A 26074-nucleotide genomic window follows, 5' to 3' on the forward strand; every position below is an offset into this window, starting at 1 on the left:
ATGGCTCTTTGTTTGGAAATTTGAAAACTTTTAAAACTCTCGCAGGCTCTCAGCAGATTCAGCTACAATGGTAGACTTTTTTATTTATTATTATGCCATTGCTTTAATGCTATAATTCTTTAAATACGCTATTCAAGACTTTTCATGAGAATGGTCAAATTTTGACTTACTTTATTAAAAGAGTATTCTTATATTTAAGAATTCCACTCCATGTCAAATCATTAAATTAACAATGTAACTATGCGAATAATAATTTCACTAGTTCTGTTGATTCTGTGTACAAAAGGTATAAGCCAGGTAAAAGTAAGGGGATACTTCAGAAAGAATGGCACCTATGTACAACCGCATATTCGTTCAAAACCTGACGGGAATCCTTATAACAATTACAGCTATCAGGGAAATAATAATTCAAGTCCTTTTATTTCCAATTCTAATAAAAGCGAATCATCTTCAAAACGCAGTAGCCCTCCACCATCAATTTATAAGTACAAGGGAGTTGTTAAAGCTGGTTTCAACCCCCCATTAAGAGAAACCCCTTCGATAAATGCAAAAGAGCTTTACCAATGTATTGTTGGAGAAGAAGTATATGTACTAGATAATACACAAGAACTTTATTATAAAGTTGATGTAAATGGTAGGGTGGGTTATTTATCTAAAAGTTTTATTGGAGAAGTTAGTCAGGATTTAAATGTGAATCCGCAATCTGCAGTCTCTTCTGTAAAAAATGAAAAAAATCTAGTATTTAAGTATGATGATGCATATGTGCCACAATCAAATACTTATCAATACAAAACAATAATTAATGCTTCATATGAGCCACCATTGCGCGATACACCTTTTATTAATGGGAAGGTTATTTACTCATGTCCGATTAATGCCAAAATATATATTATAGAAAAAGGAAAACTTTATTATAAAGTGAATATTAGTGGGTATATAGGTTATTTGTCAAGAAGTTATATTAAGGATAATTGAAAATAATTTAAGTGTAACTAGGCAAGCTTAAATTGATTGAACTTCGCAGAAAGTCTCAGCATAATTTGCCGGGACTTTTTGTTTGGAAATACCCCAATAATCTAATCCCTTCAAAAATTCTCTTCGCCTGATTTCAATCCGGTCAAGAGAATTTTGTATCTTTTCCTCAAACCCTTCCAATGACCAATAACCTCACTGCCGAAAAATGGAGAATCTCTTCCATTGATATACTCCGTGGATTAGTTATGATCATCATGGCGCTCGACCATGTGCGAGATTTCTTTCATATTTCTGCAATGGTGGATGATCCTACCAACCTCAATACCACAACCCCGGCTCTTTTCTTTACCCGATGGATCACACATTATTGTGCACCCGTCTTTGTATTTCTATCTGGTACTTCTGCATTTTTATCCGGACAAAAGAAAACCAAAAAAGAATTGGCCGTTTTTCTTTTTAAACGCGGACTTTTTTTAGTCGTACTGGAAGTAGTAGTCGTTAATTTCCTGATTGTATTCGATCCGCTATACCGCTTTATTGGGTTACAGGTAATTTGGGCAATTGGTATATCGATGATGATTTTAGCACTCTTAATCAGTCTCCCTTTACGCATATTGTTTATTATAGGAATTGTAATGGTTGTCGGACATAATATGCTGGATGGATTTAATTATAAGAGCCAGGAAGAATTACCTGTTTGGTATGCCTTGTTACACCAGCAATTATTCATGAATTATGGTAATGGAAGATTCTTCGCTGTACTATATCCAATTATTCCCTGGCCCGGTGTTATGATACTAGGGTACTGTATGGGCGCATGGTACGTGAAAAGCTTTGACACAGCTAAACGAAGAAAATTATTAATAAGCACAGGCTTAATTGCAGTACTGGCCTTTTTTGTGATCAGATGGATCAATGTGTATGGCGACCTTGTACCCTGGACTGAACAAAAAGATGGAATGACTACCATATTGTCTTTTTTCAATGTCACCAAATACCCGCCTTCCTTATTGTATTTATGTATGACCATTGGACCTGCACTTTTAATGCTGGCCTGGCTTGAAAAAGTAAAAGCTGGCTGGACAAATATCGTGGGTGTATATGGACGTGTCCCGATGTTTTATTATCTCTTGCATTTCTTTACCATCCATGTGCTTTGTATCATATTATTTTTCGCCACTGGCAGACCCGTAAGTGATATCGCAGCTGGTAATTTCGCTTTCCGGCCAAATGATTTCGGCTTTTCATTACCAATCGTTTACCTGATTTGGATTGCCGTAGTAGCAGGATTGTATCCACTCTGCAGAAAATACGATCATTTTAAGCAGCATAATAAGCGGTGGTGGACGGGGTATTTGTAGTGAGTGGTGATTATGCCAGTGAATTGTGAATGGTGAATTGTGAGTTATTCACAATTCACCATTCACAATTCACACCTCACACCTCACTATTTCAACTTCTCCTTAATCTCATTCAACTTCATCAATGCCTCAACTGGTGTGAGTCTGTTGATGTCTATTTCATTAAGCGCTTTTCGGATGTCGTTGAAGGTTTCGGAATGCGCATCAAAAATGGAGAGTTGCATTTTAGGCCCACTGATATTCTTAACAGCCTCCTGCATTCTCTCTTTCAGACTTTCCGACTTGCCAACTTTCGGACTATCTTCACCCACATGCTTCTCCTCCAGTTGAGCTAAAATTTCATTGGCCCTTTGTATGAGTTCAGGTGGCATACCCGCCATCTTGGCCACATGAATACCAAAACTGTGTGTACTGCCTCCGGCAGCTAGTTTGCGAAGGAAAATGATCTTATTACCTACTTCTTTATTGGTAACATGAAAATTTTTAACCCTCGGTAGTTTTTCTTCCAGTTCATTTAACTCATGGTAGTGTGTAGCAAAAAAAGTTTTTGGGGCATGTTTGGAACTATGCAGGAATTCAACAATACTCCATGCAATCGAAATACCATCATAAGTAGATGTTCCTCTACCGATTTCATCGAGTAAAACCAAACTTCTATCAGAAATATTGTTGATAATACTGGCCGTTTCATTCATCTCAACCATAAAAGTTGATTCCCCACCACTTAAGTTATCACTGGCACCAACACGCGTGAAAATTTTATCCGTTAACGGAACCCTTGCCTGGGATGCGGGTACAAAACTTCCGATATGGGTCATCAGGGTAATCAATGCTGTTTGTCTCAATATGGCACTTTTACCACTCATATTCGGCCCCGTAAGAATGATGATCTGCTGCGATGCGGGATCTAAGAAAATATCGTTTGTAATATAATTCTCTCCGGGTGGCAGGTTTTTTTCAATAACCGGATGACGGCTGTCTTTCAATTCAAGCACCTGTCCTTCGTGTAGCTCAGGTTTTTTATACTGATTGAGTAAAGCGGTTTCAGCGAATGAAGTCAGACAATCTAATTGTGCCAGCAAATGTGCATTTTGTTGGATTGCAGCTATATGTGGTTGTAATTCCTGTAAAAGCTGGTCGTATAATTCCAGTTCAATCGCAAGTATTTTATCTTCAGCCCCAATAATTTTCTCTTCGTATTCTTTCAGTTCCGGCGTAATATATCTTTCCGCATTGGCAAGAGTTTGTTTTCTTATCCAGTCGGCCGGTACTTTGTTTTTATGCGAATTGGTTACTTCCAGGTAATAACCGAATACATTGTTGAAACTTATTTTTAAAGAAGATATCCCGGTTCTTTCCGCTTCTCTTTGTTGAATATTGATCAGGAATTCTTTACCACCTGTTGCAATATTTCTCAACTCATCTAATTCCTTGTGTACACCTGCACGAAATACTTCACCTTTATTTGCAGCTACCGGTGGGTTGTCGGTAAGAGAACCGGTAATTCGGTTGATTAATGCGTGACATGGGTTTAAGTGTTGCGATGCATGTAACAGTAAAGGATCTGTAACATGTGCACAAAGTTCTTTTATTAATACTATCTGTTGCAATCCCCTAGATAGTTGGAGAACTTCACGCGGATTAATTTTCTTATTGGGCACTTTACTTACCAGCCGCTCAATATCACCACATTGTTCTATTGCCTGTATTAATTGTTTACGTGTATCAGTTTGCAATACACAATATTCAACGGTGTTTAGTCGCTCCCTGATTTTTCCCGCATCTTTTAATGGAAATATCAGCCACCTGCGCAGTAGGCGGGCACCCATCGGGCTAACGGTATGGTCAATTACTTTTAATAAGCTGTTACCCTGATCGGTTCCGGTATGCAGTATTTCCAGGTTGCGAATGGTGAACCGGTCCATCCATAGAAAATCATCTTTCTCTATTCTTTGAATAGAACTGATATGTTGAAGATTAGGATGTTCTGTTTCTTTAAGATAGTATAGAATAGCTCCTGCTGCCACTATTCCGTTTGTAAGGTGTTCTATCCCATAACCTTTTAAGGTATGGGTTTGAAAATGTTTAAGCAAACTTTCAACAGCAAATGCTTCATCAAATATCCAGCTCTCCATGGTATAGGTATAGAACCGGTTACCATGCGTTTCTTTGAATGTTTTTTGATAATTACGTTGAAAGATAACTTCTGCAGGTTTCAGGCCTTGCAATAGGTTATCAATATATTCAGCATTCCCCTCTGCAATAAAAAATTCACCCGTTGAAATATCCAGGAATGCAATGCCCGCACCTGTGTCCGTAAAATGTATGGCAGCGAGAAAATTATTGTTTCCTTGGTCAAGTAGTTTGTCGTTGGTAGCAACACCAGGTGTAACCATTTCAGTAACACCTCTTTTTACGATGCCCTTAACTGTTTTTGGGTCTTCAAGTTGATCGCAAATGGCTACTCTATGTCCAGCTTTTACCAGTTTATGCAGGTAAGTATCTAAAGCATGGTGAGGGAAGCCGGCCAGTTCACTGGAAGAAGCTGCTCCGTTATTTCTCTTTGTTAAAGTAATACCTAAAACACGGGAAGCTATAATCGCATCTTCTCCAAATGTTTCATAAAAATCACCCACCCGAAAAAGCAAAATCGCATCCGGATATTTTTGCTTAATAGCCCGGTGTTGTTGCATTAAAGGAGTATCTGCCGCGGATTTTGCCATAGTGGCAAATATATAATTTGAAAATTAGATAATTTGAAAATTTGAAAATGAAAAAGGGGAGGGGGTGCTTCGCACCCTGCTCCCCTTATATGTTTGTAGCAGCTTTGTTCCCCAAAGGCGGATTTCATTGCCTTAATTTCTTCAGCCGAAGGCGGAAGAAATTAAGGCACTGCTTCATTTTCAAATTTTCAAATTTTCAAATTTCCAAATTAATTCCTCGGTTTCGGCATCGGTTTCCGTGGCAGTTTCGCATCGCGTTGTGCGGTGTTGTAGGTGAAAGCTGCTACGATAGTGGCAATTTGTTTCAGATCGTCTGCAATCAGGTGATCGTAAACATCCATATTGCTGTGGTGTGTACGGGTATCGTATTCAATAGGATCCTGTATAAACTGGAAGCCTGGTAATCCTACTGCATCAAAAGCCTGGTGATCGGTACCGCCGGTATTGCTGATGGTAACAGTATTTGCGCCGAGGTCTTTAAATGGCTCTAACCATGCACTGAAGATATCTTTCACACCTGTATTACCCTGTAAATAAATACCGCGAATTTTTCCGGTACCATTATCGATATTGTAGTAAGCGGAGAATTTCTCATGAGCGGCCATTGGCTGCATATTGGCAGGGTCAGCAAAAGTTTTTTTCACATATCCTCTTGAACCCAATAAACCTTGTTCTTCACCGCTCCATAAACCGATACGGATGGTTCTTTTTGGTTGTACGCCTAATGCTTTCATAATGCGCATTACTTCCAGCATTACAGCAGAACCAGATGCGTTATCTGTTGCACCTGTTCCAGACTGCCATGAATCGAGGTGTGCACCAATCATTACAATTTCATCTTTAAGTGCAGGATCGGTACCAGGAATTTCAGCGATTACATTGTATCCCTGTAAATCCTTTGTCTGGAATTTTGTTTTTACATCTACATCCATTTTTACCGGTGTACCAGATTTCGCAAGACGTAAAATCGTATTATAATCTTCAATACCTAAAGCCATGTCAAGAAAGTTCTCCGGATCACTGCCTTTATAGGCACCGCCGCCCTGGGCGAAAATGGTACCATCGTGGTTGCGGGTAGCAGAAGTGAATATTCCAATTGCACCCTCTTTCATGGCCATAGCCTTTAATAAATTCAGGGCACGCGCCGCAACATTAAGTGAGCCACGGATCGCTGGTCTGGCACCTGGTCCGTCTGGGTTAGGTGGTGCCGGGGTTACTGCGGCCATTTTGGCCAGTTGTTCATCCGTAAAGCGATATGCATCGGCTTTAAAACTGTGTTTGTATTCACTCAACTGATCAATGATCAATATTTTGTTTTTTAATTTGCCGCTATAAGCCTGTATTGCTAATGTGTCTTTTGCTTCTACAACGAGAATTTCGGCATTTTTCAAGCCCTTGGTTCCGGCAGTCCAGGTTTTGGGCCATGCCAGAATAGGTTTGTAATAAGGAGCGGTGATTGCCAGATACATTTTTTCAAGATCCCAGCCTTTGCCAAACTCACCCCATGGGTCGAGTGTTGCATTTGAAACACCCCAACTGGTAAGCGCTTCTTTGGCATAGTTGGCGGCACGTGCATAACCGGCAGAGTTGGTAAGACGGTTACCGCTTTTATCGGTTAAATTGAAGGCAATATCCATTACCTGAGAACGCTGTAATCCTTCTTCGCGGATTTTTTTCATCATTTCCAGGTCAACTTTCTCCTGGGCCATGGCAGTCATGGGCATACTTAGCGCCAATAACCAGGCATAACGGTTTAATTTTCTCATTTTAGTTGGTTTGGGTTTGGACCATGGACTATGGTTCATAGACCATGGTCAGAAAGCTACCAATTTAAAGAATTTGCTTTTAACCCCCACATGCTTTATTTGAGTGGTTGAGTTTACCTTTGCACCATGCGAAAGTTAAGCATGGAAGAACTTGGCCGGAAAACAGTCACGGAGTTTAAAGAAGCCGCAAAAAACAAGGTAGTGCTGGTGCTGGATAATATCCGTAGCATGCATAATGTAGGCAGCGTATTTCGCTCAGCAGATGCATTTCTGGTGGAAGGTATTTGCTTATGCGGCTATACACCCGTTCCACCACACCGTGATATCCATAAAACGGCTTTAGGTGCCACAGAAACCATTGACTGGATACATGTGCCCACCACCCTGGACGCAGTTAAGCAACTAAAAGAAAAAGGATACAAAGTATTTGCCCTCGAACAGGCAGAAGGTAGTATTTTACTAAACCAGCTATCTGAGCAGGATTTATACCCCCTCGCTATAGTGCTAGGCAATGAAGTAGATGGTGTTGATTCAGAGGTATTGAAAATTTGTGATGGCTGTATCGAAATACCCCAATACGGCATGAAACACTCACTGAATGTTTCGGTAGCGGCCGGAATTGTTTTGTGGGAACTCGTTAGAAGCAAGTGAGAAGAGGGCTGATTTTTGATTTTTGAATTTTGATTTTTGAATTTTAATTGCTTGTTATGAGTGTTCTTAGGAATTACCTGAGTCTGGTTAAGTTTTCTCATACCATTTTTGCATTACCCTTTGCAATGATTGGAATGGTGCTTGGGTTTAAAGATGCGGAGCAGGGAAAAATGAGCTGGCTTCAGGAGCAACTGTCACCATCCATACATCCTTATGTAATTAGTTTTGTGTTGGTGCTGCTTTGTATGGTTACAGCAAGAAGTGCAGCAATGGGTTTTAACAGATATCTTGACAGACAATTCGATGCAAAAAATCCCAGAACAGCTATTAGAGAAATACCCAGTGGTATTATTTCTCCTGATAGCGCTTTAAGATTTGTAATTGTAAACTGTCTGCTGTTTATTGTCACAACATGGTTTATCAATCCTATTTGTTTTTATCTTTCACCGGTAGCATTGTTTGTTATACTATTCTATAGTTATACCAAAAGGTTTACTATGCTTTGCCATCTTGTTTTAGGACTTGGCTTATCTCTCGCACCAATCGGTGCATACCTTGCCGTTACAGGAGTATTTGCACTTTTACCCATACTATTTTCTCTGGCTGTAATTTTTTGGGTTAGTGGCTTTGATATTATTTATGCGATGCAGGATGTAGCTTTTGACCAATCACAAAAATTACATTCTATTCCATCCATGTTGGGAGAGAAAAATGCATTGAATGTTTCAAAATTTTTACACTTATTGAGTGCACTATGTATCCTTATCGCTGGCAGGTATGGAACATTTCACTGGATATACTGGATTGGTTTTTTGGTATTTACCGGTATGCTCTTTTACCAACATTCTCTCGTAAAACCCAATGACCTAAGTAAAGTAAACATCGCCTTCATGACTGCCAACGGCATAGCCAGCGTTGTATTTGGGGTGATTGTGATTGGGGCGGTGGTGTTGTAGAGGGAGTCCGGGAGTCCGAAAGTCCGGGGTCCGGAGGGATGAGAGTAGTGGGCAGTCAGTAGGGTTAGAAGCTTTTTAAAATTCAAAATTCAAAAGTCAAAATTCAAAAATCAGAGATCAAAAATTCAAAAACCCCATCTGCTCTCCTTTTCCTATTTTCGCTCCACGGACTTCCGGACTTTCGGACTTCCGGTCTCCTCAATGGCAAGAATACTCTGCATAGATTATGGCGGTAAAAGAACAGGAATCGCGGTTACTGATCCTCTGCAGATCATTGCCAGTGCATTAACTACCATTTCTTCCCATGAATTGATTCCTTTTCTAAAGCAGTACATGCAGCATGAAGAGGTTGAATTGATTTTGATTGGCGAGCCACTAGACCTCAACGATAAGCCAACCCATGCCACTCCATTGGTCAAAAAAGCCATTCAATTGTTAAAAAAGTCATTCCCTTCCATCCCCATCACCACAGTTGATGAACGCTATACGTCAAAAATGGCCAGTCGCGCCATGATCGATATGGGCATGAAGAAAAAAGACCGACAGGTAAAAGGCAATATAGATCAGATTGCTGCGACGATTATGTTGCAGGAGTATCTTGCAAATAGGGGGCTATGAGCTGCTAGCTACTAGCTTCTAGCTTCCAGCAGATGTTGCTGGGAGTAGGCTTAGACATTTATGGGAATGATTTAACCCATGAAAAATACTGGCAGCTGGTAGCTAGCAGCTAGAAGCCCTTTTTTGGCTCTTGCCCGAATTCGGGGTATTTTTGCGGATTAATATCTAACAGAACAGTCAATGATACTACCTATTGTAGCTTATGGGGCTCAGGTGCTCAGGAAGAAAGGAGCAGAAATTTCCGCCGATTATCCGGATCTGGCAAAACTGATTGAAGATATGTGGGAAACCATGTATGCAAGTAATGGGGTAGGATTAGCAGCGCCGCAAATCAATAAAGATATCCGATTGTTTGTGGTGGATAGTGCACAGATTTTTGAGCACCAGGAGGCGGAAGATAAAGGCAAATATCCCGATGAACCCGGAATTAAACGGGTATTCATCAATGCCCATATTAAATCATTGGCTGGTGAAGAGTGGCTATATAATGAAGGATGCCTGAGTATTCCTAATATACGGGAAGATGTTTTCAGGGCCGCTGAAGTTGAACTGGAGTATATGGACGAACAGTTTCAGCCTAAAACAGAAATATTCAAAGGTATTACCGCACGTGTAATTTTACATGAGTACGATCATATTGAAGGTAAATTGTTTATCGATTACCTGAAACCCCTGAGGAAAAAAATGCTGCAAGGAAAACTCAATGATATCAGCAAAGGAAAAACAAGGGTTGATTACAAAATGATCTTTATTAAATGATGCGACTCAAACTGGTTACCATTAGTTTTTTATTTTTTTCTGCAAAAGCAATATCGCAGGACACAGCCGTATTGGTAGACAACCAGCCATTTACCCTTTCTGAAGTGGTGGTGCGTAATAATTTTGATTACAAACGACTATTAACCCAGATAAAAGAAGATACTACTTTTTATAAAGCATTCAGGAACCTGCGCATACTTGGGTTTACTTCTTACAACGACATAAAAATGCTCGATAAAAAAGGAGGTGTAAAAGCATCTCTTTTTAGTAAAACAAGACAGAACAGGGCTGATGGATGCAGAACAATGGATGTGCTGGAAGAAAAAACAACCGGTGATTTTTACAACAGTAAAAAAGAATATAACTACAGAACGCCGGAACTCTATGCAGGCTTATTCTTTACCACCGGTAAAGTCTGTGGGGAAAATAATATCGTTAAAGGTCATGTAAGCAGCACAAGCAATAAAAAGGGAATGGATAAACATAAAGAGCAATTAAAAATGCTGTTCTTTAATCCAGGTAAGAAAATTCCCGGTATTCCTTTTATTGGAAATAAGCTCGATCTGTATGACGATAACGCCCATAAATTATACGATTACAGACTTGATATCGAAGAATATAAAGGACAACTCTGTTATGTTTTCTCTATTACCCCCAAAGAAAACCTGGGCTTTTTGAGAACAGTAGTTGTAGATCAGATGACCACCTGGTTCGACCAGAAAACACTGGAAGTCATGGGCCGTAATTATTCCCTCAGCTATAATGCCGGGGCCTATGATTTTGATGTACAGATGGAAGTTGAAATGGGTAAGTTTGAAGGACTCACCGTACCTAAAATACTCCGATATAAAGGCAACTGGGATGTCATGTTCAAGAAAAGAGAACGCGCAATTTTTACGGCTACATTGTTTGATTTTAGGAGATAAGCTTTTAGCCATTGGCCATTGGCCTTTAGCCTTTAGTTGTTATTTGCCAACCCAAAATAGAAAGTAATTATTGCCTGCCTATATGGGCAATTGCTAAAGGCTAATGGCTAATAGCCATTGCTGTCCGGGGAAAATTTGCTAGCATCTTCTGAGCCACAGGCTACATGCCACAAGCTGCAAGCAATTGGTAAACCAGACATTAAACAGGAGCCAGGTAATTAGGGAAGATAAAAAAGAATAAATACAATCAGTACCCGTGGACAGACCTTCATTGGCATTGGTGTCGAGCGAAGCGAAGACAGACTAAATCATGCGCAGCAGATTTAGTCAGAGGCCAATGTAGTCTGGGAACGGGTACGGGGCCATTCGGCCCAGGAGTAACATTCAATTTTGAACAACCGCGTGATCGATTTTACTCATTGTCATAAGGTGATAGATATTGCAAAAGCCATCGTTACGGCTTATTTTAAAAGCAGGGGTTCTGTTTTCAAACTACGACAGAATGATTGCTGTAGAAGAATTTCAGAGAAAAATGATATTTTTCACCGGACAGCAATGGCTAATAGCTAACGGCTATTAGCTACAGCCCATTAATATAAGCCAGTATATCACTCAAACTTTTCTTCTGAGGCTCTATCTTGTAAACATTGTTTGTTCCTACATCATTTACCAGTTTTACACCCATGTATAAATCAGTTCCCAGACGAGAGAAGCTGAGGATGCGTATTTTGGCACCTCTGGGAATGCGCATGGTGGTAAATGATCTTGAACGAAAGTCTGCAGTCAGATTTACTATGGTCTTCTGGTTTTCAAAGACTGCATATACTACCGTGTTTTTATTTGTGAAATTTTGTGGCAGGTAAGCAAAAATATTTGTGTGAGGTAAAGTACTATCGATAAACCTGTTTGCAGAAGTCCATCTTAGTTTAGTAGTGGTAAGTTCATACCCTTTTAATACATTGCCAAGAGAATCCTGTCCCTGCCATGTTTTGATCCAACTGGTATCTGTATGTCTGGTCCAGGTATGTAAAGTGTCGATTCCACTTGAAATAAAAGGTATGGTTTCCCTTGCATGAAACACCTGCATATTTATTTTGGGATCTTCTGTATCAGTAAAGCGAACTGTAATAGATGCATTAGGAGCAAGTTTTAATTCCTGTCCGTTTTTAATAACGCGGATGAAAAAACCGCCACCACTCTCCAGCAAGTAACCTTCAGATGTAGTTGGTTTGAAGAATTTAATGTAATCACCTTTTTTCTTCAACCTGAAAAATTCAATCCTCACTTTTCCTGATGCAACAGCACCTGAATTTTCCGTGAATGATCCTGCCGGAACATTGATGGTCAAATAATCTTTGAATTGAATCGTATCTCCTAAACTACAATCAAAGGTATCAATAATCAGGTCTGGCAGAAATTGATTGGCCAATTGATGTATTGGTGCATTATTGGGTGTGTTAGCAACCCAAACGGTATCGTTTCTTGGATCTCCGGGATAGGAGGTAAAGTTATCAGAGAATTCTTTTTTACATGCTGTAAAAAAGAAGACACTAACTACTGCGGTGATGAGGATGTTCTTTTTCATAACTATTTCTTATCGCTTCATCAATTAGATACGTTAAGTTGTTTTAGTGTTGCCTGTTATTGTCTGTTTAAATTATACCTTAAGCCAATCGACAATCCACCTAGACTAAATTTCTGTTGATAAGAAGCTTGTCCACTGGTAATGCCGGAGAGATTATACCTGAAATAAGGTTCAAAAAACAACTGCGTATTGTCGCCTATTTTTTTCAATAAACTAATGCCTCCGTATAACCCGAGCCCGATATTGTTTTTATAAACCTGATTGGATCCTTTGCTGATGGGGACTGCTGCTAGACTGCTATCCAGTATCACTCCCTGGTACCAGGAGGATATATTAAATACAACGCCTGCATTTATGCCGAGTTTAAGGTTGTCATTGCCGAACTGATAACCAACAGTAACAGGGATATCAAAACTACGGTATCGATTTTTGATGCTGTTTGTCTTAAATCCAACCTGCGTTACAGTGCTTGTATCTGAAATACGCAAAGTATCACCCGGTCCGCGAATAATTGTTCTTACAGAAATTACGGTAGTGGTTTTTACTTCATCTTCTGTACGGTAAGTGAATTTCTCATTGATCTGTGTATACTGCAAACCTGTTTTCACCAGAAAATTATCAGTAATCGGTTTTACAATTCTAACACCTGCAGAATAACCAATACGCATTGATTCACTGCTGTCTTTTTTAGCGAGGTATTGTGCAGTTGCTGTTCTGTTTTCCACCGTTTTAAAAGCCAGATCAGGTGAAACATATACTTCTGCGAACCAATCGGTGTTTCTTACTTTGTAAGGTGGACAAACAATTACGCTTTTATATTTTTTTGAATAGGCGGTGTTTAGGGAGGTTTTTTGTGCAAGTCCGCTAAACCCAAAACTATTTCTGTCTGCATTCATTGTATAGCCAGGTTCAAAAGGCATGCTCAAGGAAACAGGATATTGATAGGAATCATCAGTATTAGTAATAGCAGTATTTATAGATTCATTGTTATTAATTTGTTTAGTATTACCAATACCTGGAACAGTAAGGGTTTTATTTTGAGATTTATTACCTATTGCAGGTGCTTCAATATTGCCTTTGGTATAATCATTTCTTTTAGTAGAACTAATGGTTATATCGTTAAATGAACTACCGGAAGAAATATTTTCAGTCTGTTTATTTCCGTTTGAGGGTTGGTTTGAAGCGGGGATTAAAGATTTAGCATTATTTGTTGTGCCTGTAACTGCAGCAGGATTATCAGCCAACATTGTTTCAGTCTGGGGTTGTTGGTTAATGGATGCTGAAGTTGCATTTGTTGCTGTTTCATTATTGCCGGAAGTTGCCTTGGTTTCGTTGCTGGTATTTTTTTGATTTTCTGCTGATGAATTATTGTTTGCTGCTGTCTGTGCCACAGTAGCTTGATTATTATTATTGCCAGAATCGGCATTGCTATTAAATAAAAAATAACCGGTCAGGGAACCCACTAATAAAAGCAGTGGCAATCCCCAACGATATATTTTCGGGATGAAAAACCCTTTACGGTCATCATCATCTTTAGCAGGATTCACTTTCTCCCACAACCCTGCAGGCACAGGCGCAGAGTGGTCGTGGAGTTTGGTCCTGACGAAATGGTCAAATTGGTTATCGGTCATTTTATACAGCAATTTTTTGTAATTGTAAGATTTGTTGTTGCAGCATCTTCCGCGCTTTTACTAATTGGCTGCGGCTGGTGCCGGGTTGTATATGTAGCATTTCTGCAATCTCTTCATGACTATATCCCTCAATAACATTCAGGTTGAATACAAGCCTGTATCCATCCGGTAACTGGTTAATAAGTTTCATCAGGTCTTCTTCGCCAAGGTGGGTGTAGGCACTTGCTTCAACCAGGGGGGCTGTGCTGCTGTGGTCGTCAATATCCTTAAACTTCATTTTTTTTCGCTCGAGGTGACGGATAGCGGTATTTACCACAATTCTCCTGATCCAGCCTTCAAATGAGCCTTCAAACTTAAATTGACCTATATATTGGAAAACCTTGATAAAGGCATCCTGGATCATATCCTCGGCTTCCATGGCGTCGTTGGCATATCTTAGGCATACGGCCATCATCTTGCCAGCATACCTATCGAAAAGCATGCGTTGGCAACTGTTATCCTGCCTGATACAGCCTCTAATCAGATCATTTTCTGTCACCTGCGGGGTAGTTTAGTGGGTTGACGTCACCTACATAGATACCATTTTATGTGGAATTGTTGCCCGGAAAGGGTCATTTGTCGGAAAATTACCAAAACTTAAGTCTTAATTATAGGGGGAAATGCGAAAAGGGACTTAAAATTTGGCTGCCAGCCACTGGCTTCTAGCTGCTAGTAGATTCTACCGGGTAGAAAATTCTCCATAATCAGCGAATACAAATTGGCAAGCACCATCTGCTAGCAGCCAGAAGCTGACAACTAGTAGCTGCTCTAGCTACTTAACGCCAGAAACTGGTCATGTATATAATCCACCACTTCTACCAGGTTCTGGTTTTTGTCGAATACGCCTAACTGTCTGTCGGCGCCGGTACCATGTGAGAATATATTGGATACATAATTCAGTGCTGGACGACTGCCGAGGTCATCGGCTACATCATCCACAAAATCGAGTAGTTCGAGGATCAGGGTTTTGGTATCTACTTCTGTTTCTTTTCCAAAATCAATTAATGTACCATCAATACCATACCGGCTTGCGCGCCATTTATTTTCATTGATTACAGAGCGCTGGTACATCATGAAATTGAGGTTCTGCATCCTGAGTTTATAAATCTTGGCACAAATAGCCTGGAACAATGCAGCAATGGTAATGGTTTCATTGATGGTCATAGGAACATCACATATACGAAACTCTACCGTATTGAAAAACGGATGAACACGAATATCCCACCATATCTTTTTTGCATTGTCAATACAGTTTGTTTTGATCAGCAGGTTTACGTAGTTCTCATACGCTTCAATACTTTCAAAGAAATCCGGAATACCGGTACGGGGAAATTTATCGAATACTTTTGTTCTGAAAGATTTGTACCCTGTTTTTCTTCCTTCCCAAAAAGGAGAATTGGTGCTTAAGGCATATATGTGTGGCAGGAAATAACGTGCTGTATTGGCAATATGGATTGCCATTTTTCGATCTTCCATGCCAACATGTACATGTAGGCCAAAAATCAGGTTACTGCGTGCTGCTTCTTGTAATTCATTTACAATCTGATTATACCTCACATGGTCTGTAATCAATTGGTTTTCCCAATGACTGAATGGGTGCGTACCTGCGGCACCAACCCATAAACCAAGATCACCGGCAATATTGGCAATTGTACCGCGTAATGCAGCTACATCGTTAAATGCCTCTTCAATATTTCGACAGATATCTGTACCAACTTCCACTACAGCCTGGTGCATTTCGGCTTTTACTTTGTCTTTCAGGATTTTTTGTCCTTCAATCACAATTTTCTGCTCATGGCTTTTCAGTTCCCTGGTGAGGGGGTCGAGTACCATATATTCTTCTTCAACACCTAAAGTAAAATGATTGTAATTCATATATCCTATCAGATGAGTTTTTGTTTGGCACTGCTGCGTTTAATATATTCTCCCCAGGTAAGGTTGTCGGCACCTTCTACCTGTGACTGTGCTTTTTCTATGGCATAATTGGCGGCTGTTTCAACTACCCAGTCAAAGTTCTCCTGTCCAACGCTTTTCAGATCGGCATCAGGTGCAGGGTTACAGAAATCTATCGCATAAGGAACTCCATCGCGAAGTGCCAGTTCAACCGTATTAAAATCATAACCCAGGTAACGATTAATCCGGAGAACAATATCTTCCATTTCCTTGAGTTTTGCAGCCGATGGTTTGAAATCAGCTACATAACGCAAATGATGCGGATTACGGGGCTCATAAGGCATAATGCGCACATGTTTGCCACCAATGCAATAACAGCGATAGTATTCTTCGAAAATTATTTCTTCCTGTAATAACATCACGAGCTCACCTGTTTCACTATGTTTTTCAAAAAAATCTTCCATGCTCGTAAGTTTATAAACATTTTTCCATCCACCACCCGCAAAAGGTTTCATATAAGCAGGAAAACCTACATACCCAAAAATGCCGTCCCAGTCTAATGGATAAGCCAGGTTACTAAACGACTGGTCTGAAGTATCCGTCGGCAAATCGCGAGAAGGTAAAATAACGGTCTTGGGTACTGGTACGTTTATTTTGGTTGCAAGACAATTATTAAAGAATTTTTCATCGGCACTCCACCAAAATGGGTTATTAATTACTGCGGTACCGCAAAGTGCCGCGTTTTTCAGGAAAGCTCTGTAGAATGGTACATCCTGACTAATCCGGTCAACAATTACAGCGTAACCACTTGTTTCGCCCTGCATTACTTTGTCGATTCTAACAGGTTCAGCCATGATTCCTGGAATTTGTTTGCTGTTGATACGCTCTACAAATGCCATCGGAAAGCTTCTTTCCTGTCCAAACAAGATGCCGATCTTTTTCATAATTCAGTATTTGCTTTCAATTTAATTAGAATTTTTTGAATTTGGGGGAGAAAAGTCCGGAAGTCGGGAAGTCCGAAAGTCCGATGAAATAAAGGGAAATACAAAACAACCTTTACTCTTCCGGACTCCCGGACTTTCGGACTTCCCGACTTTTCAATACATTTGAAACATGACCGATGTGCGAACAGAAACTAATTTATCTGCGATAAAGCTTATATCACATTCACTTTTTTCCGAGTATCTTGAAAGAGATGTGGTTTTTGATATTTACCTGCCATTGCAAATACAGCCACAGGAGCAACTTAGTTTGTTATTAATCAATGATGGACAGGATCTGCCCAAAATGCCTTTTGATGAAATATTGGATAAACTCATCGATGAAAAGCAAATAGAACCCTTGATATGTGTGGCCATTCATTGTGGTCCGGATAGAAAAATGGAATATGGAACTGCCTATGCCGCAGACTATAAAGGGCGAGGAGCAAAAGCGGGCTTGTATACCAAGTTTATATTCGATGAATTACTACCCTTTATCCGAAAGTCTTATCAAATACCTTCTTTCAAAGACAAATCATACGCTGGTTTTTCCTTAGGTGCATTGAGTGCAATGGATATTGTGTGGAATCATCCCAGTGAATTTAACAGGGTGGGAATTTTTAGTGGATCATTATGGTGGAGAAGAAAAGGGTATGATGATGGATACGAAGATGAAAAAGATCGCCTCATGCATTTACAAATCAGAAAGGGCGGATTTTATCCCTGGCTCCGCACATTTATTCAATGCGGCTTACTTGATGAAGCGGAAGACAGAAACAACAATGGCGTGATCGATAGCATTGATGATGCACTTGATTTAATCGTTGAACTAAAAGCCAAAGGATATACCGACGAACATATCCACTACCTCGAACTGGAAGACGGAAAACACGATGTACCCACCTGGGCAAAAGCATTTCCCAGCTTTCTGATGTGGGGATGGGGAGGGAGGAAATAAGGAATAAGAAATAAGGAATAAGAAATAAGGAATAAGAAATAAGGAATAAGAAATAAGAAATAAGAAATAAGGGATAAGATGATTTGAACATTTTTTTTTATTCTAAACAATAAATGTCATCTGGGGAAGGTTGTCCCTAACACCTAACACCTAACACCTAACACCTAACACCTAACACCTAACACCTAACACCTAACACCTAACAATAAAAAAGCCATCCGTTTTATACGGATGGCTTTTTTTATGGAGTGCTTCTCAGATTAGAAGTTGAATCTCAGACCTAACTGGCTGATCCATCTTGCAGCATAAGCAGCGTTTGTGGTGGTGCTTACTGTGAAAGGATCTTTGATATTCGGGTTGAAACGGTATTGCGGTGTAAAGTTTGTAGCACTTACATAACCTGCAAACTGAATCAATTGGAAGTTATCGTTACTCATGAAATAAGTACGACCCCAGTTTCTGTTCAGCATGTTACCGAAGTTAAACACATCATAAGTTAACTGGAATGAATATTTCCTATTACCGATTTTCAGGTTGAAATCCTGAGCAATTTTCAAATCGATGATATTGGTGAAAGGTAAACGGCTACCGTTTCTTTCAGCAAATTTACCACGATTGTTTTTCAGGTAACGATCATTGGCGATATAGGCGTCAAGGGCATCTTTCTGCTGTTGAGGAGTGTAAGTAACAGTACCAACAGTATTGTTCAGGAATGTCATTGAAGCTAAATCAGCAGAAGTTGGGATGTAGATAAGGTCGTTTGTACCACCAGTACCATCATCACGTACCATTGAACCAACACCGTTTACATAGCTGAATGGGTTTCCAGACTGGCCTGTATAGGTAAGGGTAATGGTTGTAGCCAATGTTTTATTAGCATATTCAAACTTCTTGCTCATGTAAGCGAAGATTCTGTGACCTGCACTGAAATCGGAAGTAGAACGGGTAATGAAGTTACGGCCATTAACTGTTTCCATAAATCTCCACTGACTCTGGTTAACAGAACTGGTACCATCGTTGATAGCAGTTGAGTTACCAAATGAGTAGTTGAAATCAAATGCGAAACCTGTACGGGTACGCTTAGAAACAGTAGCAGTGAAGTTAAAGCCAAAACCTTTTGGTCCTTTGTTATTGCTCAACAGCATTGCATTATCATATGGGTTTGAACCATCACCATTCAAAGGAATCCTTGCATTATTGGTAGTAGTATAAATGTTTCTGCTACCTGGTCCTACTGAAACAGCAACTGGAGGCAGGATATTGATATTGGTATAGTAAATTTCATTCATGTTCTGAGTGAAAATACCTTCCAATGTACCAGACCAGCCATCACCGAATTTCTTATCAACAGCTAATGAAGTCCTGAAAACTTTAGGAGTGCTGAATTCAGCAGCGGTAAGGTTCAAAGGTCCTTTGGTAATACCTGCACCAACTTCAGCCGGAGTCCACTGTGCAGCAGGGTTAGACCTGAAACGAATGGTATTAAGCTGAGTAGAGTTAGCTGTATAACCACCTATGAAAATACCGTTGTTCTGGAACATACCACCAGGCCATACCAATGGGATACGTCCGGTAAACATACCCAGACCACCACGGATTACTAAGTTCTCTTCAGGTATTTTATAAGTAAAACCAACTCTTGGAGAAAGTGATAAAGGTATTTTTGGTGCCTGACCTGAACGTGCACCCTGTAAATCATAGTACTGGGCAAATTTAGGAATCGCTACAGTATTGGTATAGTTATCAGTCCAAGGGTTACTTAAAACTTTGAAGTAATCAGCTCTTAAACCAAAACTTAAGGTTAGGTTATCAGAAGCCCTCATTTCATCATTCACAAACAATGAACCTTTAGCTACCATAAATTTCGCTGCTGCATCAGTTTTGTCGCCTTTGCCTGCATCGATATTAGAGAAACCATAGGTATACGCCTGTGGTCTTGCATTGGTCAGGAAGTCGTTCAGGTTAGTGTAGGTATAGTTACCAAATGTATTCTGGATGAAAGCGTTGTAAACTTTATTGAATTCATAATCCACACCAACTTTCAGGGAATGTTTACCTAATGTAAACTTGAACTCATCATATAAAGACCAGTTCTTTTGTGTTAACAGGTTAACAGTAGAGCTGTTATCCGGACCGAAGAAGATAGAACCAGAACCGTCATTGATACGAACACGAGGGAAATCCTGTCCGATAGGGCTACGGTCATCTAATACATCGGTGAAAGTAACCAGGAGTTTATTACTTGAACTTTTTCCTACCAGGCTTTTTAACTCAGCAGAAGTAGAGTTGGTTCTTGTAGGGAATCTATAACCGTTATTGTAAAAGTTGATAGATGTTGCAGAGCTTGAAGTAGTGTTCAAACGCTCAGCATTTGTGTAACGGTTACTCACAGACAATTTATGTCTGTCGCTGATATTCCAGTCGATACGAGCAGTAATACGATCTGCCGATACTTCTTCAGTATTATCTAAATAACCACCTGGTTCATAACCATAGTTAGTTCTGAGGAAATTTGCCAATCCATCGAGTCCCGCGGCATTAGTATTACCACGGTATTGAGAAAAATCGAATGGTTGAGGGCGAATATCTCTTTGTAAGTCAACATTCACAAAATAGAACAACTTATTCTTTGTAATTGCACCACCAACACGGAAGCCATAAGTCTTTTTAGAGAAATTAGCCAGTTTGGTAGCAGCAGATTTCAAACCAGTTGGTGTTTTACCAGCAAGGTTTTGGTTTTGCAGGAAATAATAAACAGAACCTTCTGTTTTGTTGGTACCTGAACGGGTAATGGCATTGATACCACCACCTACGAAGTTACCCAGAGAGGCATCGAATGGAGAAATTACTACCTGAAACTGGTCAACCGCATCAATTGAGATCGGAGCAATTGCAGCCTGACCACCATTGGTACCAGAAGCTGAAAGTCCAAACACATCATTATTTACAGCACCATCAACATAGAAAGAGTTGTAACGGTTGTTCTGTCCGGCAATAGTTACCGCACCTTCTGAAGCACCCAGTTTAGCCTGAGGTACTGCACGCAGGTAGTCGTAGATATTACGACCAACAGTTGGAAGATTAGCCATTTTGTCGCGGCCGATAATGGTCTCAGAACCACCTTTACCTGAAGCTTCTGTAGTTTTACGAACCGCAGTTACAGTTACTTCACCAAGGTTGGCACTTTTTGGGGCCATGGCAACGTCTAATTTGTAAGATTCACCCAGACTTAGGTAAATCTCTGTTTTTTTCTCATTTGCGAAATTTACAAATGAAATTTCTACTGAATATGGACCACCAGGGTTCATATTGTTAATGTCGAAACGACCACCTGTGCGGCTTTGTACACGGTATACCGTACCAGTTGGCTCATGGGTTGCAGTTACGGTAGCACCAACCAGGACTTCACCTGTATTGGTTTTTACTGTACCACTCATGCTACTGGTGGTGTTTTGCGCCAGGGTTAGTACCGGCATCAGTAAAACCGCAATGACAAATTGCAAGAGTCTTTTACTTAGCATAATGTTAATTTTTCAAGTGCAAAGAAAATGAATTATTGGCTTAGATATTCAACAGAATGTTAACAAAATATTGCCACATCGGGCATTTCAGGCGATTTGACGAATCTTAGCCTGTTTTTAGGTAGGAAAAACAGTTTTTTAGTCAGAATTTAATCTTTTTCCTCAAAAAATAACCCCTATTTCCAAATAGGTAAACCCATTTCAGGTATCAGGTGTAATTTTGCATTGATGGAACAGTTTAAGCTAAACAGGATAGAAGATGCCATTATTGACATCCGCGATGGAAAAATGGTTATTGTAGTGGATGACGAGGATCGCGAAAATGAAGGGGATTTCATTATAGCTGCCCGACACGCAACTCCCGAAGTGATCAATTTTATGAGTAAAGAAGGGCGAGGTTTGATATGTGCCGCACTTACTGAGGAACGTTGCAGAGAGCTGGAACTAACACCAATGGTAAGTTCTAATACTTCCCTTCATGAAACCGCTTTTACCGTATCAGTTGACCTGATCGGACAGGGCACTACCACAGGTATTTCGGCACAGGACAGGTCTAAAACTATCTTAGCCCTAATTAACCCAGCAACTTTACCCGCTGAGTTAGGTCGCCCAGGACATATATTCCCCCTTCGAGCAAAAGATGGTGGGGTGTTACGCAGGGCCGGACATACAGAAGCTACGGTAGATTTGGCAAGGCTTGCCGGACTCGAACCGGCTGGCGTTTTGGTAGAAGTGATGAATGAAGATGGTACCATGGCCAGGTTGCCACAATTGATTGAGATTGCCCAGAAATTCTCCCTTAAAATCATCTCCATTAAAGACCTGATTGATTATCGCATGAAACGCGATTCTTTGGTAGATGAACTGGTACGTGTTGATATGCCAACCAAATATGGACAGTTTGACCTCATCGCATTTAAAGAAAAAACAACGGGAGCAGAACATCTGGCTTTGGTAAAAGGCGAATGGAAATCAGATGAAGCCGTACTTACCCGTGTGCACAGCAGTTGCTTTACCGGTGATATTCTTGGAAGTTTCCGTTGCGATTGTGGGGAACAATTACAAAAAGCCATGCAAATGGTTGAAGCAGAAGGCAAGGGTGTGATACTATATATGAATCAAGAAGGCCGTGGAATTGGTCTGATCAATAAACTAAAAGCCTATAAGCTGCAGGAAGAAGGAATGGATACTGTAGAAGCCAATCTGCACCTGGGCTTTGGCATGGATGAACGCGATTACGGAGTAGGTGCACAAATACTCAGAAAACTGGGTATCTCCAAGCTCAAACTAATGAGCAATAACCCCCGCAAACGTGCAGGCCTAAAAGGATATGGACTGGAAATAGTAGACATAGTACCCATCGAAATCGCCCCCAACCCCCACAACGAAAAATACCTCAAAACAAAAAGAGACAAACTCGGACATGAGATACTGGAGGAAGATGTATAGAGAATGGCTGATGGCTGATATAGGGTCGATCTTTATTTTACACTGTAAAATAATCAACTATACATCAGACATCAGCCATCAATTTTATCGTCTGCTGCCCTGAGTATACTCCTGTTCTTCCTTCTCGTGTTCCTTGTCGTAGGCTTTGATGATGGCTTTTACAAGGCGGTGACGAACAACATCTTCTTCGTTCAATTCAATATGCGCAATACCATCAATCTGTTTTAAGATGCGGGTTGCTTTTTCAAGACCGCTACGCTGATTTCTTGGTAAGTCAATCTGTGTAGGATCGCCTGTAATGATTGCTTTTGCATTGGCACCAATACGCGTTAAAAACATTTTCAACTGAAGGTCATTGGTGTTTTGTGCTTCATCGAGAATGATAAATGCATTGTCGAGTGTACGCCCACGCATATAGGCCAGTGGAGCAATTTCAATGGTCCGTGTACTCATATAATACCCGAGTTTGTCTGCGGGAATCATATCATCGAGTGCATCATACAAAGGGCGCAGGTACGGATCAATTTTTTCTTTCAGGTCACCGGGAAGAAAACCAAGACTTTCACCTGCTTCCACCGCCGGACGGGTTAAGATGATTTTCTTTACCAGTTTGTTTTTTAGGGCGCGCACAGCCAAGGCTACTGCGGTATAGGTTTTACCGGTACCGGCTGGTCCAATAGCAAAAACAATATCGTTTTTATCGGCTGCCTGAACCATTTTTTTCTGGTTCTGGGTACGTGCTCTAACAGTTTTACCATTAGGTCCGAATACAAGAATATCATTGGGGTTCCGGTCAACAAAATTGTCGACTGTTTCGGCATCATCACCGCCTAAAATCTGTTCAAAATAATTTTCGCTGAGGTGTCCGTTTCTTTCGAGGTACTGGATAATCAGGTCAATTTTTTCTTTTGCTGACTCAATCTGTTCCGGGGCCCCGCTCAGTTTAATTTGTGTCCCGCGGGAGAGGATCTTTAATAATGGGAATTTCTTTTTCAGCAAATCTAACTTTCCGTTGTTCACACCAAAGAATTCAATGGGGTTAACGGTTTCGAGGTTAATGATTGTCTCTGTCAAATCTGTTTCTGTTTTAGGTTCACGGAATCATGTAATACTTAACCAAACCATCCTTCTCAAATTTAATTTGTTATGTATGAGATTTCCTAATACATATTATGCACAGGTGTGGATAGGTTGCTCCACCAAATTTCCGGATTTGCCTTACGGAGTGGTGTGAAGATTTCGTGAAGTTTTGTAGTCGTGAATTGTCAATGGTGAATGGTCAATATGAGTAAGGGGGCGTGAATTGTCAATGGTGAATTGTCAATATAATAGTCAATTGAGTGTCTAATTTCACCATTCACCATTGACAATTCACGCTCCCTATTCACCATTCACCATTCACAATTCACACCAACCTCACAACGCTTTCAGCGCCGCTATCGTAGCGATGGGGTCTTGTGAGCGGAAAACGGTGTTGCCTGCTACCAGTACGTCTGCACCGGCATCTAAAATGCTTTTCGCATTATCGAGGGTAACACCACCATCAATTTCAATATGGGTATGCAGATTTTTTTCCTTAATCATTTTCCTGAGGGTGCGTATTTTTTCCAGTGTTTGAGGAATAAACTGCTGACCACCAAAACCCGGGTTTACACTCATCAGGCAAACAAGATCTATATCATGCAATACATCTGCCAGCAAGTGAACAGGGGTGTGTGGATTTAATGCAACACCGGTGCGCATACCCAACGAACGTATCTGTTGAAGATTACGGTGTAAATGAATACATGCTTCATAGTGAACAGTAAGAATATCTGCACCCGCTTTTTTAAATGCTTCCGCATATTTCTCCGGTTCAACAATCATCAGGTGAACATCACAGATTTTGGTTGTTGCCTTGCGGATATGTTCAATTACCGGTAATCCAAAACTAATATTGGGCACAAAAGAACCATCCATTACATCTAAGTGAAACCAGTCGGCTTTGCTCTCATTCAGCATGGCGCAGTCTTTATGTAGGTTTAAAAAATCGGCACTCAGTAAGGATGGGGCTATAATGGGCATAATCAATTATTAAGGTCGCAAAATTCCTATATTTTACCGGCTTAAGCGAATTTTTTATTCAACAATCCTGTTTTATGCACCCAGTCTTTTCAAAGCTTCACCAGCTTCTTTAATAGACGGGTCTAATACAAGCGTTTTCTGGTATTCTGTAATTGCTTTTTCTTTTTCCCCCTTTAACTCATAACATTTAGCCAGCCAATAACTGGCATCTGCGTAGGTTGGACGTACTTCGAGTGCTTTCTCGAAAATACTGATGGCTTTATCAGGTTGTTTGGTATCATAAAGCAGAAAGCCTTTTTCCATATAGGCTTCCATGTACTGGTAATTATTACCGATACATCTGTCAAATGATGCAAAAGCTTTTACCATGTCGCCAGTTCTCGCATAGTAAACACCTTTGATAAAACTGGCATGGGCAAGGTATTCTCTGCCCATTCTTAAACTTTCTACCTGATCACAAAGCAAAATGGCCGCTGCTTTTTTCTGTTCCGCCAGCAAATTCGCCATACTCAATAAAGCATCAGGAGCAGGATATATACTGGCAGCTTTTTGGTAACAATACAATGCCATCACAGTATCTTTTGCCTTCTCACTTAACTGGGCCTTGTGATACCATATACCAAAATTCGCACTGTCTCTCTTAATCAGTGAATCCATCTGCGCAAGTGCAAGTGGTAAAGCTCCGGCACTATCAAGCGCATTCACTAACAGAACCCTTAATGAAATGCTATCAGGATAAAGTTCCACCTCTTTAGATAATGCTTGAGCAGCCAATGGGAGGGAAGGACTTTCTGCTTTTGGCTCTTTAGCTTCCTGGCAGGCAATCAAAAAAAATAATACTACTACTGCGATCCATTTCATCCTACAAAAATAGATGAATGGGGGGATAGTTAGCGGGAGGAGCCGGTGTTGCAGGGGAAATTGCTATGAGCTATTAGCCATTAGCTGTTAGCCACTAGCTTTTTTGCTATGAATTTAACCATACACAAGCATAAGTGTGGCAATTCAACACTTCTTTTAAGTAGAATTTTTACAAAACAAATTCGCAAGCCTTGACATTTATTCCGATAATAGCAGAAAGTCTAAAATAAGCACCATCTCGCCCTAGGCGAGACTAACAGCTATAGGCTAACAGCCATTGCTGTCCGGTAAAAAAAGCATCTATCTCTGAAATGCTTCTGCAGCAATCATCTTGACGTTAGTTGAAAATAGAACCCTT

The 26074-nt window shown here is 40.4% G+C and carries 20 protein-coding genes; 9 read left to right on the forward strand and 11 right to left on the reverse strand.

Translation table 11 applies throughout. The features are described from left to right. Positions 1–240: 240 nt before the first annotated feature. Together ACH30E_RS16145 and ACH30E_RS16150 are read left to right on the forward strand one after the other, a co-directional pair. On the forward strand, positions 241–975 hold the full coding sequence (locus ACH30E_RS16145; protein WP_490825652.1) for an SH3 domain-containing protein: 735 nt from the start codon (positions 241–243) through the stop codon (positions 973–975). 179 nt (positions 976–1154) lie between these two features. Further along, complete coding sequence (locus ACH30E_RS16150) at positions 1155–2336, forward strand: acetyltransferase domain-containing protein (RefSeq protein WP_490825653.1); 1182 nt, start codon at positions 1155–1157, stop codon at positions 2334–2336. An 86-nt stretch (positions 2337–2422) separates the two neighbouring features. Here the strand turns inward: ACH30E_RS16150 and mutS are convergent, their stop codons facing one another. Together mutS and ACH30E_RS16160 are read right to left on the reverse strand one after the other, a co-directional pair. Then, positions 2423–5059 carry a DNA mismatch repair protein MutS gene (mutS, locus tag ACH30E_RS16155; RefSeq protein WP_490825654.1) on the reverse strand — a complete coding sequence of 879 codons (2637 nt, stop codon included), beginning with the start codon at positions 5057–5059 and terminating at the stop codon, positions 2423–2425. A 209-nt stretch (positions 5060–5268) separates the two neighbouring features. Further along, the gene (locus tag ACH30E_RS16160; RefSeq protein WP_294997235.1) at positions 5269–6825 is read right to left on the reverse strand and encodes a M28 family metallopeptidase; all 1557 of its coding nucleotides are present in this window, start codon (positions 6823–6825) and stop codon (positions 5269–5271) included. A gap of 126 nt (positions 6826–6951) precedes the next feature. Here ACH30E_RS16160 and ACH30E_RS16165 point away from each other — a divergent pair, with 126 nt between their 5' ends. From ACH30E_RS16165 to ACH30E_RS16185, 5 genes are all read left to right on the forward strand, one after another. Further along, the gene (locus ACH30E_RS16165) at positions 6952–7476 is read left to right on the forward strand and encodes an RNA methyltransferase (RefSeq protein ID WP_490825655.1); all 525 of its coding nucleotides are present in this window, start codon (positions 6952–6954) and stop codon (positions 7474–7476) included. A 56-nt stretch (positions 7477–7532) separates the two neighbouring features. Next, positions 7533–8432: a UbiA-like polyprenyltransferase gene (locus tag ACH30E_RS16170; RefSeq protein WP_490825656.1), complete on the forward strand. Its 900-nt coding sequence runs from the start codon at positions 7533–7535 to the stop codon at positions 8430–8432. A 201-nt stretch (positions 8433–8633) separates the two neighbouring features. Then, positions 8634–9050, forward strand: coding sequence for a Holliday junction resolvase RuvX (gene ruvX / locus ACH30E_RS16175; RefSeq protein WP_294997241.1), 417 nt, complete (start codon positions 8634–8636; stop codon positions 9048–9050). A gap of 180 nt (positions 9051–9230) precedes the next feature. After that, positions 9231–9809 (forward strand): peptide deformylase, encoded by a 579-nt coding sequence (gene def / locus ACH30E_RS16180; protein ID WP_490825657.1) that lies wholly within the window; start codon positions 9231–9233, stop codon positions 9807–9809. After that, a complete protein-coding gene (locus tag ACH30E_RS16185) occupies positions 9806–10735 on the forward strand; it encodes a hypothetical protein (protein ID WP_294997246.1) in 930 nt (309 codons plus the stop codon). Before def ends, ACH30E_RS16185 begins: the two co-directional genes overlap by 4 nt. A 580-nt stretch (positions 10736–11315) precedes the next feature. On the opposite strand, the gene ACH30E_RS16190 is transcribed toward ACH30E_RS16185, so the two are convergent. The 5 genes from ACH30E_RS16190 to ACH30E_RS16210 form a co-directional block, all read right to left on the reverse strand. Next, complete coding sequence (locus ACH30E_RS16190) at positions 11316–12320, reverse strand: hypothetical protein (RefSeq protein ID WP_294994007.1); 1005 nt, start codon at positions 12318–12320, stop codon at positions 11316–11318. Positions 12321–12376: 56 nt separating this feature from the next. Then, on the reverse strand, positions 12377–13951 hold the full coding sequence (locus ACH30E_RS16195; RefSeq protein ID WP_490825658.1) for an outer membrane beta-barrel protein: 1575 nt from the start codon (positions 13949–13951) through the stop codon (positions 12377–12379). Between the two features lies 1 nt (position 13952). Next, positions 13953–14489 carry an RNA polymerase sigma factor gene (locus ACH30E_RS16200; RefSeq protein WP_490825659.1) on the reverse strand — a complete coding sequence of 179 codons (537 nt, stop codon included), beginning with the start codon at positions 14487–14489 and terminating at the stop codon, positions 13953–13955. Positions 14490–14758: 269 nt separating this feature from the next. Then, positions 14759–15865: a carboxylate-amine ligase gene (locus tag ACH30E_RS16205; protein ID WP_490825660.1), complete on the reverse strand. Its 1107-nt coding sequence runs from the start codon at positions 15863–15865 to the stop codon at positions 14759–14761. A gap of 8 nt (positions 15866–15873) precedes the next feature. Further along, the gene (locus ACH30E_RS16210; RefSeq protein WP_294994018.1) at positions 15874–16827 is read right to left on the reverse strand and encodes an ATP-grasp domain-containing protein; all 954 of its coding nucleotides are present in this window, start codon (positions 16825–16827) and stop codon (positions 15874–15876) included. A 169-nt stretch (positions 16828–16996) separates the two neighbouring features. On the opposite strand from ACH30E_RS16210, the gene ACH30E_RS16215 reads away from it, so the two are divergent. Continuing rightward, positions 16997–17821: an alpha/beta hydrolase gene (locus ACH30E_RS16215; protein ID WP_294994021.1), complete on the forward strand. Its 825-nt coding sequence runs from the start codon at positions 16997–16999 to the stop codon at positions 17819–17821. A 260-nt stretch (positions 17822–18081) separates the two neighbouring features. Here the strand turns inward: ACH30E_RS16215 and ACH30E_RS16220 are convergent, their stop codons facing one another. Next, positions 18082–21342 carry a TonB-dependent receptor gene (locus tag ACH30E_RS16220; protein WP_490825662.1) on the reverse strand — a complete coding sequence of 1087 codons (3261 nt, stop codon included), beginning with the start codon at positions 21340–21342 and terminating at the stop codon, positions 18082–18084. 228 nt (positions 21343–21570) lie between these two features. Here ACH30E_RS16220 and ACH30E_RS16225 point away from each other — a divergent pair, with 228 nt between their 5' ends. Next, on the forward strand, positions 21571–22791 hold the full coding sequence (locus ACH30E_RS16225; RefSeq protein ID WP_294994024.1) for a bifunctional 3,4-dihydroxy-2-butanone-4-phosphate synthase/GTP cyclohydrolase II: 1221 nt from the start codon (positions 21571–21573) through the stop codon (positions 22789–22791). Between the two features lie 84 nt (positions 22792–22875). Here ACH30E_RS16225 and ACH30E_RS16230 read toward each other — a convergent pair whose 3' ends face one another. The 3 genes from ACH30E_RS16230 to ACH30E_RS16240 all read right to left on the reverse strand — a co-directional run bounded on the left by ACH30E_RS16230 (position 22876) and on the right by ACH30E_RS16240 (position 25716). Beyond that, positions 22876–23865: a PhoH family protein gene (locus ACH30E_RS16230; RefSeq protein WP_294994027.1), complete on the reverse strand. Its 990-nt coding sequence runs from the start codon at positions 23863–23865 to the stop codon at positions 22876–22878. Between the two features lie 342 nt (positions 23866–24207). Further along, positions 24208–24855, reverse strand: a complete 648-nt coding sequence (gene rpe, locus ACH30E_RS16235; protein ID WP_294994030.1) for a ribulose-phosphate 3-epimerase — start codon at positions 24853–24855, stop codon at positions 24208–24210. Between the two features lie 72 nt (positions 24856–24927). Further along, on the reverse strand, positions 24928–25716 hold the full coding sequence (locus ACH30E_RS16240; RefSeq protein ID WP_490825663.1) for a tetratricopeptide repeat protein: 789 nt from the start codon (positions 25714–25716) through the stop codon (positions 24928–24930). Positions 25717–26074: the final 358 nt, after the last annotated feature.

It is taken from the genome of Sediminibacterium sp. FW305-C-61 (assembly GCF_058231065.1).

Coding starts and splice junctions, on each gene's coding strand:
- def (WP_490825657.1), top strand. CDS start 9,231: ATGATACTACCTATTGTAGCTTATGGGGCTCAGGTGCTCAGGAAGAAA.
- ACH30E_RS16195 (WP_490825658.1), bottom strand. CDS start 13,951: ATGACCGATAACCAATTTGACCATTTCGTCAGGACCAAACTCCACGAC.
- ACH30E_RS16240 (WP_490825663.1), bottom strand. CDS start 25,716: ATGAAATGGATCGCAGTAGTAGTATTATTTTTTTTGATTGCCTGCCAG.
- ACH30E_RS16215 (WP_294994021.1), top strand. CDS start 16,997: ATGACCGATGTGCGAACAGAAACTAATTTATCTGCGATAAAGCTTATA.
- ACH30E_RS16165 (WP_490825655.1), top strand. CDS start 6,952: ATGCGAAAGTTAAGCATGGAAGAACTTGGCCGGAAAACAGTCACGGAG.
- ACH30E_RS16145 (WP_490825652.1), top strand. CDS start 241: ATGCGAATAATAATTTCACTAGTTCTGTTGATTCTGTGTACAAAAGGT.
- ruvX (WP_294997241.1), top strand. CDS start 8,634: ATGGCAAGAATACTCTGCATAGATTATGGCGGTAAAAGAACAGGAATC.
- ACH30E_RS16185 (WP_294997246.1), top strand. CDS start 9,806: ATGATGCGACTCAAACTGGTTACCATTAGTTTTTTATTTTTTTCTGCA.
- rpe (WP_294994030.1), bottom strand. CDS start 24,855: ATGCCCATTATAGCCCCATCCTTACTGAGTGCCGATTTTTTAAACCTA.
- ACH30E_RS16205 (WP_490825660.1), bottom strand. CDS start 15,865: ATGAATTACAATCATTTTACTTTAGGTGTTGAAGAAGAATATATGGTA.
- mutS (WP_490825654.1), bottom strand. CDS start 5,059: ATGGCAAAATCCGCGGCAGATACTCCTTTAATGCAACAACACCGGGCT.
- ACH30E_RS16225 (WP_294994024.1), top strand. CDS start 21,571: ATGGAACAGTTTAAGCTAAACAGGATAGAAGATGCCATTATTGACATC.
- ACH30E_RS16210 (WP_294994018.1), bottom strand. CDS start 16,827: ATGAAAAAGATCGGCATCTTGTTTGGACAGGAAAGAAGCTTTCCGATG.
- ACH30E_RS16150 (WP_490825653.1), top strand. CDS start 1,155: ATGACCAATAACCTCACTGCCGAAAAATGGAGAATCTCTTCCATTGAT.
- ACH30E_RS16220 (WP_490825662.1), bottom strand. CDS start 21,342: ATGCTAAGTAAAAGACTCTTGCAATTTGTCATTGCGGTTTTACTGATG.
- ACH30E_RS16190 (WP_294994007.1), bottom strand. CDS start 12,320: ATGAAAAAGAACATCCTCATCACCGCAGTAGTTAGTGTCTTCTTTTTT.
- ACH30E_RS16160 (WP_294997235.1), bottom strand. CDS start 6,825: ATGAGAAAATTAAACCGTTATGCCTGGTTATTGGCGCTAAGTATGCCC.
- ACH30E_RS16170 (WP_490825656.1), top strand. CDS start 7,533: ATGAGTGTTCTTAGGAATTACCTGAGTCTGGTTAAGTTTTCTCATACC.